The organism is Streptomyces griseorubiginosus (assembly GCF_017614965.1).
Lineage (GTDB): Bacteria > Actinomycetota > Actinomycetes > Streptomycetales > Streptomycetaceae > Streptomyces > Streptomyces griseorubiginosus_B.
In genome coordinates, this window is sequence record NZ_WVUG01000081.1 from 18,901 (window position 1) to 30,681 (window position 11,781).

General features: G+C 72.3%; 8 protein-coding genes. 4 read left to right on the top strand and 4 right to left on the bottom strand.

From position 1 onward, the window contains the following. Nucleotides 1–121: 121 nt before the first annotated feature. Nucleotides 122–2,413 (top strand): FUSC family protein, encoded by a 2,292-nt coding sequence (locus tag GRC12_RS17545; protein WP_208780238.1) that lies wholly within the window; start codon nt 122–124, stop codon nt 2,411–2,413. Between the two features lie 20 nt (nt 2,414–2,433). On the opposite strand, the gene GRC12_RS17550 is transcribed toward GRC12_RS17545, so the two are convergent. After that, nucleotides 2,434–3,471, bottom strand: a complete 1,038-nt coding sequence (locus GRC12_RS17550) for a zinc-dependent alcohol dehydrogenase (RefSeq protein ID WP_208780239.1) — start codon at nt 3,469–3,471, stop codon at nt 2,434–2,436. A gap of 11 nt (nt 3,472–3,482) precedes the next feature. Further along, the gene (locus GRC12_RS17555) at nt 3,483–4,310 is read right to left on the bottom strand and encodes an IclR family transcriptional regulator (RefSeq protein ID WP_208780240.1); all 828 of its coding nucleotides are present in this window, start codon (nt 4,308–4,310) and stop codon (nt 3,483–3,485) included. Between the two features lie 50 nt (nt 4,311–4,360). Here GRC12_RS17555 and GRC12_RS17560 point away from each other — a divergent pair, with 50 nt between their 5' ends. Beyond that, entirely contained in the window at nt 4,361–6,073 is a 1,713-nt protein-coding gene (locus tag GRC12_RS17560; protein ID WP_208780241.1) for an IlvD/Edd family dehydratase, read from the top strand. A 55-nt stretch (nt 6,074–6,128) separates the two neighbouring features. On the opposite strand, the gene icmF is transcribed toward GRC12_RS17560, so the two are convergent. Continuing rightward, a complete protein-coding gene (icmF, locus tag GRC12_RS17565; protein ID WP_208780242.1) occupies nt 6,129–9,359 on the bottom strand; it encodes a fused isobutyryl-CoA mutase/GTPase IcmF in 3,231 nt (1,076 codons plus the stop codon). A gap of 100 nt (nt 9,360–9,459) precedes the next feature. Beyond that, the gene (locus GRC12_RS17570; RefSeq protein WP_208780243.1) at nt 9,460–10,926 is read right to left on the bottom strand and encodes a phytoene desaturase family protein; all 1,467 of its coding nucleotides are present in this window, start codon (nt 10,924–10,926) and stop codon (nt 9,460–9,462) included. 167 nt (nt 10,927–11,093) lie between these two features. On the opposite strand from GRC12_RS17570, the gene GRC12_RS17575 reads away from it, so the two are divergent. Then, nucleotides 11,094–11,558 carry a hypothetical protein gene (locus GRC12_RS17575; protein WP_208780244.1) on the top strand — a complete coding sequence of 155 codons (465 nt, stop codon included), beginning with the start codon at nt 11,094–11,096 and terminating at the stop codon, nt 11,556–11,558. Beyond that, nucleotides 11,555–11,740, top strand: a complete 186-nt coding sequence (locus tag GRC12_RS17580; RefSeq protein WP_208780245.1) for a hypothetical protein — start codon at nt 11,555–11,557, stop codon at nt 11,738–11,740. The genes GRC12_RS17575 and GRC12_RS17580 overlap by 4 nt, the downstream gene beginning before the upstream one ends. Nucleotides 11,741–11,781 lie beyond the last annotated feature (41 nt).

The window sequence follows — 11,781 nt, forward strand, 5'->3', positions numbered from 1 at the left end:
CGAACATGGCCCCGGCGACCCGGCGTTTTCGGCCGGAAGGCGGGCGGCGCGGTCCCGGGGCGCACATACTCGACACCTGTGGGGCGCGCGGGCGTCGTGCCGACGGGAGGTGTGCGGGCGTATGCGGATACCTGGTCGTCTCCCGGTCGCCGGGCGGCTCGTGGCGTGGCTGCGGGACCACGATCCGGGGCTGGCGGCGACACGCCGGGCGGGTCGGACCGCACTGGTCATGCCGGCCCTGTTCGCGCTGTGCAGCCAGGTGCTGCACGCGCCGACGATCGCCACGTTCGCGGCGTTCGGCTCGTTCTCGATGCTGCTGCTCGTGGAGTTCACCGGTCCGATGGTGCAGCGGCTGCGCGCCCAGGTGGGGCTCGCGGTGGCCTGGGCGCTGCTGATCTGTCTGGGCACGCTCGTGGCCCGGCAGACCTGGCTGGCGGTCACGGTCACCGTGGTGGTCGGCTTCCTGGTGCTGTTCGCGGGTGTGGTCAGCTCCGTCCTCGCGGGCGCGTCGACGGCACTGCTGCTGGGCTTCGTCCTTCCGGTGACCTCACCCGGCCCGCTCTCGCAGCTGCCCGACCGGCTCGCCGGCGCGGGCCTCGCGGCGGCCGCCGCCCTGCCCACGATCTCCCTGCTGTGGCCCCGGCCCACCGCGGACCCGCTCAGCGCGCCCGCCGCCCGGGTCTGCCGCGCGGCCGCCGCGCAGCTGCACGCCGACGCGTCCCGGCTCGCCGCCGATCCGGACGCGCCGAGCGCGGCCCGCTGCCGGGCGGCCGCCGCCGACGCCGCCACCGCGGCCGCCGAGCTGCGCGCCGCCTTCGACGCCACGCCCTACCGGCCGACCGGCCTGTCGACCGGGTCGCGGGCCATCGTCCGGCTGGTCGACGAACTGACCTGGCTCAGTGCCATCGTGGCCGAGAGCGCGCCTCCGGACGACGGGAGAGCCGGCTGCGACCGGGACGCGCATCGGGTACGGCGATCCGCCGCCGAGGTCCTGGAGCGGGCCGCGGATCTCCTGGACGCCCCGCGGTCGGACCCGAAGGCTCTGCGGGCCGCCTCGGCGGAGCTGCGCGAGGTCATCGACGGCATGGAGCACGGGGCGGTCACCCGGCTGCCGGTGCACCGGCCCCGCCCGGGCACGGAGGCGGAGATCCGGGACTTCCTCGGCTCCCTGGACCTGTCCTTCCGTGCGCAGGAACTGGGGTTCGCCACCCTGCAGATCGCTGGCAACGTGGACCTGGCCGCGGCCGCCGAGCGCCGCAGCTGGCCGGAGCGGCTGCTGGGCCTCGATCCCGGTACCGTCGTCCAGCCGCTGGCCTCGGCGCGCGAGCGGGCCGCCGCGCACCTCCAGCGCGGCTCCGTCTGGCTGCACAACAGCCTGCGCGGCGCGCTCGGCCTCGGCGTCGCGGTCGCCCTCGCCGACGTCACCGGCGTCGAGCACTCCTTCTGGGTGCTGCTGGGCACGCTGTCGGTCCTGCGCTCCAACGCGCTCAACACCGGCCAGAACGCCGTACGCGCGCTGGGAGGCACCCTCGTCGGCTCGGTCCTCGGCGCCGGGCTGCTCCAGCTGATCGGTGACCACAGCACGGTGCTGTGGTTCCTGCTGCCCGTCGCCGTGCTGGTCGCGGGCATCGCACCCGCCGCCATCTCCTTCGCCGCAGGTCAGGCGGCCTTCACCGTCACGCTGGTCATCCTGTTCAACATCGGCCGGCACCCGGACTGGCACATCGTGCTGCTGCGGATCGAGGACATCGCGCTGGGTTGCGGGGTGAGCGTGCTGGTCGGCCTGTTCTTCTGGCCGCGCGGCGCCACGGCCGCCGTCGACCGTGCCCTCGCCGCCGCCTACACCGACAGCGCGCGCTATCTGGCCGGTGCGGTGCGGTACGCGGTGGGCCGCTGCGCCGGCGGTCCCCCGCCCGTCGCGGCCCCGGAACAGGAAAACCGCCAGGCGGCGGCCGCGGCTCGGCGCCTGGACGACGCCTTCCGCAGCTATCTCGCGGAACGCGGCGCCAAACCGGTGCCTCTGGCCGACATGACCACCCTCGTCACCGGCGTCGTCGGACTGCGGCTCGCCGCGGACGCCGTCCTGGGGCTGTGGCAGCGCGCCGGTGAGCAGCCCGACGGAACGGACCGGGTGGACGCACGTCTGGTGCTGATGGGCACCGCGGACCATGTCTCCGTCTGGTACCGCAATCTGGCGGCGGGCCTGGAGCGCGGCACCGCGGTGCCGGACCCGATGCCCCCGGACCCGGCCGCCGAGGCCCGCCTGGTCACCTCCCTGCGGCGCGATCTGAGCGACGAGGACGGCAAGGCCACGGACACGGCGGTCCGCATCATCTGGACCGCCGACCACATCGACGCGGCCCGCCGTCTGCAGTCCTTGCTGGCCGCGGCGGCGCGTCCCGCCGAGACGTGAGACCGACTCCCGCGGGCCCCTCACTCGTGCGCCGGACGAGGGTCCTCCCGCCGTGGATCAACGAGGACCTTCGGGCCGGGGCCCGCTTCCGCGGGCCGTTCTCCGGCGAGCACGGCGCCGACCGACTCCAGGCCCACGGTCGCCGCGACGAGCGGTCGCGGATCGACCAGACCCTCCGCGTAGGCCCGGATCGTCGCGGCGAGTCCCGGGGACGCGGACAGCACGCCCACCGCGGTCACGTCCTTCAGGGCGAGCGTGCGGGTGTCGACACGGCTCGGTTCGCCGGACAGTCCGATGTAGACGATCCGTCCGGCCGGCTCGACCAACTCCACTGCCCTGCCCGGCAGATGGGCGGCGTTGGAGGCGTCGACGACGGCGTCGAAGGGCAGCTCGGGAACGGCGTCCTCCCACCACACGTGCTCGAAGCCCAGGGCGCGGGCGAAGGCGAGCGACGGCGCGGTACGGCCCATCAGGTGCACCTCGGCCCCGGCGGCCCGGACGAACATCGCGACGAGCAGCCCGATCGTCCCCGGCCCGAGCACCAGCACCCGGTCACCGGGTCCGGCGCCCGTGGCCCGCGCGGCGCGCAGGGCGTTGCCGCCCGGCTCCACCAGTGCCCCGAGTTCGGCGTCGACGGAGTCCGGCAGCGCGTGCAAGGACGTGGCGGGGACGACCAGTTGTTCGGCCAGCGCCCCGGGCCGGTTCCCGCGTATGCCGACCTCCTGCCGTTTGTCGCACACGTGCTGGTGGCCTCTCCGGCAGCGTCGGCAGTCGCCGCACCCGAGCATGGTGTCCCCCATGACGCGTCGGCCGATCCACGCGGGGTCGACCCCGTCGCCGACGGCGGCCACGCGTCCGGCCCATTCGTGGCCCAGGCGCATGGGGTAGGCGGCGTGTCCCTGGTGGAGGTAGGCCATCGCGCCGCTGAAGAACTCGGCGTCGGTGCCGCAGACACCGGCCCGCTCGACGTCGACGACGACTTCACCGGGAGCCGCCACGGGTGCCGGGACCTCCTGGACGGCGTACTCCCCCGGTGCAGTCAGCACGAAAGCGCGCATGGCGCGGACGGTCATCGCGGGTGCGGCCCGTTCAGCGGGCCGAGCAGCTTGCGGATGTCGTCGATCCCTTTGGTCAAGGTCCGCAAGGGAGTTCGGTAGGCGAGGGCGCTGACACTCACCGCTCCTGAGGGAGCGGTGAGTGAGATGGCGTAGACGGGCACGGCGAGGCAGGTGACGCCTGCCTCGTTCTCCTGGTCGTCGAGGGCGTAACCGCGTGTGCGGCTCACCTCCAGCTCGCGGTGCAGCTCCTCGGCCTCACACCTTGTTCGGGGTGTCCGGCGCTCCAGGGGGGCGTTGCCGATCCACCGTCGTACAGCCTCCGGGGTCCTCAACTCGTGGGCGAGCAGCAGCTTTCCGACGGCGGTGGCGTGGGCGGGGTTGCGGCCGCCGACCGTGGAGGTCAGCCGGACGGCGCCGGTGGGCGGGTCGACCTTGGCGCGGTAGACGACCTCGCGGCCGTCGAGGACGGCGTAGTGGGCGGTCTCGCCGAAGCGGGCGGCCAGCGCCTCCAGCACCGGCCGGACGCGAACGTGTTCCGGGCGCGCTTCGTGGTGGGCGAAGGCCATGCGCAGGAACTCGTCGCCGAGCAGATAGTGGCCGCGCCCGTCCTGTCCGGCGAATCCGGCCCGGCGCAGGGCGGCCAGAGCCCGGTGCACGGTGGGCTTCGGGCTGCCCATCGCCCGGGTCAGTTCCTCCAGGCGCACGCCCTCGGGATGCCGGGCGAGCTGCTTGAGGACCGCGAGCACCCGGTCCGCCCCCACCAGCCGAGCTCCGCCGACGCGCTCGGAGCCGTCTTCGTCGGGGTCTGTCGATCCCTCATCGGTCTGCGTATGCTCCATGGCGTTCCACAGATTAGACCTGTGTGTCGATTGCCGGAAGGGGCTCGAGGGTGACGCTCCGCAGCGCCCAGTGGTACGAGGGTCAGGACCGCAACGCCTACATCCACCGGGCGTGGATGCGCCGTGGGGGGCCCGAGGACGCGTTCTCCGGCCGGCCGCAGATCGCCATCGCCAACACCGCCTCGGATCTGACCCCGTGCAACGCGCATCTCGACGAGGTCGCGGCCTCGGTCCGCGACGGTGTCCACGAGGCGGGCGGCATCCCGCTGGATCTGCCGGTGGTGTCGCTGGGCGAGACCCAGGTGCGTCCGACGGCGATGCTCTGGCGCAACATGGCGGCGATGGCCACGGAGGAGATGCTCCGGGCCAACCCCATCGACGGCGTGGTGCTGCTGGGCGGCTGCGACAAGACGATCCCGTCCCTGCTGATGGCCGCCGGGTCGGTGGACCTGCCCTCGGTCGTCGTGCCGGGCGGCCCGATGCTGACCGGGACCTTCCGCGGGCGTCCGCTGGGCTGCGGTACGGATGTGTGGCGGCTGTCGGAGGAGGTTCGCGCCGGGACCCTCACCCAGGAGCAGTTCACCCGCTCCGAGTCCGCGATGATCCGCAGCCGCGGGCACTGCAACACCATGGGCACCGCTTCCACGATGGCGCTGGTGGCCGAGGCCCTGGGCACCGTCGTGCCCGGAGTCGCCGGAACCCCCGCGCCCGACAGCCGACTGCTGCAGGCCGCGCACCGCACCGGCCGGCTGGCCGTGGAGCTGGTCGGCGCCGACCGCAGGCCGTCGACCTTCCTGACCAAGGCCTCCTTCCACAACGCGATCGTGGCGCTGGCCGCGATCGGCGGCTCCACGAACGCCGTCGTCCATCTCCTGGCCATCGCGGGCCGGTTGGGCGTCGAGCTGACCCTCGACGACTTCGACCGCATCGGCTCGCGCGTCCCCGTCCTGGTCGACCTCCAGCCCGCCGGCCGCTTCCTGATGGAGGACTTCCACCGCGCCGGCGGCCTCCTCGCCGTCCTGCGCGAGGTCCGCGACCTGCTCGACCCCGACGCGCTGACCGTCACCGGCGAGCCGCTGGTCCACCACCTCCACGAGGCGCCGATCTGGGACGGCGAGGTCATCCGCACCCGCGCCGAACCGCTCGTCGCCGAGGGGGGTATCGCCGTCCTGCGCGGCAACCTCGCCCCCGACGGGGCGCTCGTCAAACCGGCTGCCGCCTCACCGCACCTGCTGCGCCACCGCGGCCGGGCGGTCGTCTTCGACTCCATCGAGGACTTCCACGCCCGTATCGACGACCCCGGCCTCGACGTGGACGCCGACTCCGTCCTGGTCCTGCGCGGCTGCGGCCCCAAGGGCTACCCGGGCATGCCCGAGGTCTCGAACATGCCGCTGCCCAGGAAGCTTCTCGCCCAGGGCGTCCGCGACATGGTCCGCGTCTGCGACGGCCGGATGAGCGGTACGGCGTACGGCACGGTCGTCCTGCACGTGGCTCCGGAAGCCGCGGCGGGCGGTCCCCTCGCCCTCGTCCGCACCGGGGACGTCATCACCCTCGACGTCGCGGCCCGGCGCATCGACGTCGACGTACCCGCCGAGGAACTCGCCCGCCGCACCCCGAGCAAGGCCACCGTCACCGGCTTCGCCAATCCCGGGCGCGGCTGGGAACGCCTCTACGTCGACCACGTCCTGCAGGCCGACACCGGAGCCGACCTGGACTTCCTGGTCGGCTCCAGCGGCTCGGAGGTCAGCCGCGAGTCGCACTGAGGGCAGCCGACCTCGGGCTCACTGAGGTCGGCTGCTGCGGCAAGGGGGGCGACCGTCAGACGTTACGGCGGTACTGTCCGCCCACCTCGAAGAAAGCGTCGGTGATCTGCTGCAGGGAGCAGACCCGGGCTGCGTCCATCAGGACGGCGAAGACGTTGTCGCCGCTGACCGCCGCGTCCTTCAGGGCGGCCAGGGCGGCATGGGCCGGCTCCTGGTGGCGGGCCTGGAAGTCATGGACGCGCCCCAGTTGGGAGTGCTTCTCCTCCTCGGTGGCCCGGGCGAGTTCGACGACGGCCGGTTCGGCGGTGTCGGCGTGCGGGTTGCGGAAGGTGTTGACGCCGATCAGGGGCAGCGATCCGTCGTGCTTGCGCTGCTCGTACAGCATCGACTCGTCCTGGATGCGTCCGCGCTGGTATCCGGTCTCCATCGCGCCGAGCACACCGCCGCGTTCGCTGATGCGCTCGAACTCCTGCAGGACGGCCTCCTCGACCAGGTCGGTCAGTTCGTCGATGATGAACGAGCCCTGGAGCGGGTTCTCGTTCATCGCCAGGCCCCATTCCCGGTTGATGATCAGCTGGATGGCAAGGGCCCGGCGGACGGAGTCCTCGGTGGGGGTGGTGACGGCCTCGTCGTAGGCGTTGGTGTGCAGGCTGTTGCAGTTGTCGTAGATGGCGATGAGCGCCTGCAGGGTGGTGCGGATGTCGTTGAAGTCCATCTCCTGGGCGTGCAGGGAGCGTCCGGAGGTCTGGACGTGGTACTTCAGCTTCTGCGAGCGCTCGTTGGCGCCGTACTTCTCCTTCATCGCCACCGCCCAGATGCGGCGGGCGACCCGGCCCAGCACGGAGTACTCGGGGTCCATGCCGTTGGAGAAGAAGAAGGACAGGTTGGGGGCGAAGTCGTCGATGTGCATGCCCCGGGCGAGGTAGGCCTCGACGTAGGTGAAGCCGTTGGCCAGGGTGAAGGCGAGCTGGCTGATGGGGTTCGCGCCGGCCTCGGCGATGTGGTAGCCGGAGATGGACACCGAGTAGAAGTTGCGGACCTTGTTCTGGATGAACCACTCCTGGATGTCGGCCATCATCCGCAGCGAGAACTCGGTGGAGAACAGGCAGGTGTTCTGGCCCTGGTCCTCCTTGAGGATGTCGGCCTGCACGGTGCCGCGCACGGTCGCCAGCGCGTGCGCGCGCAGTTCGGCCGCTTCCTCGGGGGACGGGTCGCGGCCCTCGGCGGCGCGGAACTTCTCGGTCTGCTGGTCGATCGCGGTGTTGAGGAAGAAGGCCAGGATGGTCGGCGCGGGCCCGTTGATGGTCATGGAGACCGAGGTGGTGGGTGCCACGAGGTCGAAACCGTCGTAGAGGGCCTTCATGTCCTCCAGGGTGGCCACCGAGACGCCGGAGGTGCCGACCTTGCCGTAGATGTCGGGGCGTTCGTCGGGGTCGCGTCCGTAGAGGGTGACGGAGTCGAAGGCGGTGGACAGGCGGGTGGCGGGCTGGCCTTCGGAGAGCAGCTTGAAGCGGCGGTTGGTGCGGAAGGGGTCGCCCTCGCCGGCGAACATACGGGCCGGGTCCTCGCCGTCGCGTTTGAAGGGGAACACCCCGGCGGTGAAGGGGAAGTGGCCGGGCAGGTTCTCCGCTCGCCAGAACCGCACCAGTTCGCCGTGGTCGGTGAAGCGGGGCAGGGCGACGCGGGGGATCTTGTTGCCGGACAGCGACTCGCGGGTGAGCTTGGTGCGGATCTCCTTGTCCCGCACCTTCACCACCTGCTCGTCGCCGGAGTAGGCGGCCACGACCGCGGGCCAGTTCTGGATCTGCTCGGTGATCTCGTACGGCAGCCGGCGCCGCGCCTGGGCCAGCAGTGACCGTACGTCCTCGGCGTCCAGGCCGGCGTCGACCAGCTCCCCCTCGACCGCCGCCAGGCGCTGCACGCGCCGTGCCGCGTCGGCCAGTTGACCGGTGGTGGCGTGGTAGGCGCGGATGGACGCGGTGATCTCGGCGAGGTAGCGGACCCGGTCCGCGGGGACCACCTGGCGGATGCCGGAGGAGTGCCGTACGTCGACCGTAGCCAGCGTGCCCTCGACGAGCGGCAGGCCCTTCTCGGCCAGGACGGTCTTCAGGTGCTGGTGCAGTGCGGTGACGCCGTCGTCGTTGAAGGTCGCCGCGGATGTGCCGTAGACCGGCATGTCCTCCGGCCGCTTGCCGAACGCCTCGCGGTTGCGGACCAGTTGGCGGCCCACGTCCCGCATCGCGTCCTTCGCGCCGCGCCGCTCGAACTTGTTGATCGCCACCACGTCGGCGAAGTCGAGCATGTCGATCTTCTCCAGCTGGGAGGCGGCGCCGAACTCCGGCGTCATCACATACAGCGAGGTGTCGACGAACGGCACGATCGCCGCGTCGCCCTGGCCGATGCCGGGCGTCTCCACGATCACCAGGTCGAACCCGGCGGCCTTCACGACGTCGATCACGTCGGAGAGGTGCTCGGGCAGCTCGCGGCTGCCGCGGGTGGCCAGGCTGCGGAAGAACACCCGGTTGCCGTCAAGGGAGTTCATCCGGATGCGGTCACCGAGCAGGGCGCCCCCGCCGCGGCGACGGGTCGGGTCGACGGCGATCACGGCGATCCGCAGCTTGTCCTGCTGGTCGACGCGGAAGCGGCGCACCAACTCGTCGGTGAGGGAGGACTTTCCGGAGCCGCCGGTGCCGGTGATCCCCAGCACCGGCACGGTCCGGGCCGTGGCCGCGGCGCGCAGCTGGCCCAGGAACTCCGTGTCCAGCTTGCCGAGTTCGGCACCGGTGACGGCACGGGCAATGGCGAAACGGTCACCGGCCAGCACGGCGGCGGCATCGGCCGGCCTGGCGTCCCACAGGTCGAAGTCGCAGTCCCGCACGACCGTGTTGACCATCCCGGCCAACCCCATCCGCTGCCCGTCCTCCGGGGAGAAGATGGTCACCCCGCTCCCCCGCAGCCGGGCGATCTCCTCGGGAACGATGACCCCGCCACCGCCGCCCACCACCCGCACGTGCTCCGCCCCCTGCTCGCGCAGCGACTGGACCAGGTACTCGAAGTACTCGACATGGCCGCCCTGGTAGGAGGAGACCGCCACGCCATGGGCGTCCTCTTCGAGGGCCGCGTCGACGACCTCCTGTACGGAGCGGTTGTGGCCGAGGTGGATCACCTCGGCGCCCTGGGACTGGAAGATGCGCCGCATGATGTTGATCGAGGCGTCATGCCCGTCGAACAGGGCCGAGGCCGTGACCAGACGGACGGGGTGCACGGGCCGGTGCAGATCGCTCATGGCGGGGGCCTTCCCAGGGCAGGTCGCGGGCGCTGACGAGGAAATAGTAGGACGTCCTAGTAATCGGCGGCCGGAGGGCGGCGTGTGAGGAGCAGCACAGTTACTCGGACGTCCTACTATCCTGTGCCCTCGCCCGGCGCGATCGACGCCCCGTACGCCGCAGATACCGCAGCGCCGACTCGGCCGCGTGCGCTCCGCACATGCCGTGCGCCCCGGCTCCCGGCGGGGTGGCGGCCGAGCAGATGAACATGCCGGGCACGCCCGTGGCGTACGGGTCGAGGGCGGGGCGGGGACGGGCCAGGAGTTGGCGGACGGTGTTGGCGCCGGTGACGATGTCCCCGCCGACGAAGTTCGGGTTGTACTCCTCGAAGGCGGCGGGCGTGCGCACCGCCTTGCCGACGATCCGGTCGCGGAAGCCGGCGGCGAACCGTTCGATCTGCCGGACGATCGCCTCGGTCGCGTCGCCGTCGTAGCCATGGGGCACGTGGGCGTACGTCCACACCGGGTGGACGTCTCCCGCGGAGCGCGCCGGGTCGGCCAGGTACTGCTGTCCGACCAGCACGAACGGCCGCTCGGGCATCCGGCCGAGGTGGACTGCGTGCTCGGCGTCGGCGACCTGCTCGAAGGTCCCGCCGAGGTGCACGGTTCCCGCCCGCCGTGCGGCCTCATGGGTCCAGGGCACCCCACCCTCGACCGCGAAGTCCACCTTGAACGCACCCGGACCGTGCCGGAAGCGACGATAGGCGCGGGCGACCGGAGCCGGCAGCCGGTCGCCGAGCACGTCGGCCACCGCGACCGGCGCCAGGTCGAACAACACCACGTCGGCGGGCGGGAGTTGGGCCGCCGACCGCACCCGGACACCGGTCTCGATCCGGCCGCCCAGCTCTCCCAGCAGACCCGCCAGGGCATCGCTGATCGCGCGCGAGCCGCCCGCCGCCACCGGCCAGCCGTACCGGTGCCCGGACGCGATGATCGACACCCCGATGGCAGCGGTGGCCGGGCGGTTCAGCGGCCGGAAGGCGTGCGCGGCGACGCCGCCGTACAGCGCCCGCGCCGCCTGTGAACGCCACACCCGCGCCAGCGCGGAGGCCGGCAACAGCGACGGGACACCGAAGCGGGCCAACAGCAGCGGGTGACGGGGCACGCGGGTCAGGGGGCCCAGCAAGTCCTCGGCCAGCGCGTCGAAGTGCTCACCCAGGGGCCCGAACAGCCGCTCCCAGCGGTCACCGTCGGGACGACCGAGCCCCTCGGCGGTCCGCCGCACCGACCGGTGCAGCACGCCCGCAGCTCCCGAGTCCAGCGGATGCACACAGTCGATCTCCGGCACGCACCAGCGCAGACCGAACCGCTCCAGACCCAGGGTGCGCAGGAAGGGCGAGCCGGCCGCCATCGAGTGGATCGCCGAACAGTGGTCGTGCAGCAGGCCGGGCGTGAGCTCGCTGGTGCGGGTACCACCGCCGATGACGTCCGCCGCCTCCAGCACGGTGACGGCGACCCCCTCGCGCGCAAGCCGGACGGCCGCCGCGAGACCGTTGGGACCACTGCCCACGACGACGGCTGTACTCATGGAAACTCCTCGGCGTGCGAGTCGGGGCTCGGTGAACGGGACGACCGGCGCATGCGGGCTCTTGTGACACCACTGTGACCGGAGGAGTGGCCTCCGTCACAGTCCAACGCCCTCCGGCCTGGTGGAGTTGCCCGAACCGGCAAAGATCATGCCGGACAGGGGGGCTCATGATCGTCGGACTCGGCGTCTTCGCCATCTGCGCCCTGGGCGCGCTGATCGCAGCGGTCTCACTCCTCGCGATGGCACTGCCGGGCCGCCCCCGGCCCTGGCTGGTCCATCTGCTCCACCGCGCCGCATGGCTGGCCGCGGCCTCGGCAGCGGCGGTCTACGCGCTGGGCCTCATCGGCGTCCTGGCCTCCCAGCTCGCCTACAACGACGGTGCGGACTCCGTGCCCGCACCGGCGTGCCGGGACGGCTTCAGCGCCGACACCGTCCGGCATCTCGTCCGGCACGAGGCGTCGTACCTGCCGCTGCGGTTCGACTGCGTCCGCGACGACGGCACCACGTACACCAGCGATCCGAACTACACCTGGGTGAACTGGACGACCCTGCTCCTCGGTGTCTGCGCCGCCCTGCTCGTGACCGGTGCTGGTTACGTGACCGAGTTCCGCGCCCGGAGAGCGCTGCGGTGATCCGTCGCCACGACGGACCGCTGCTGGTCCATCTCCTCACCGGGATCCCGACCGCCGTCGTGGTGTGGTGCGCCCGCCGCCGTGATCGTGCCGCTCAGACGTGGACGCCCGCTCAAGGCATGGCTGTTGACGCTGCCGCCGTCCTGCTGCCCTGGCTCGTCCTCCACGGGTCGGCCCGCTGACGCTACCGGTGGTGCGGGGGATGCGGTGGTGGGGGCGGGAT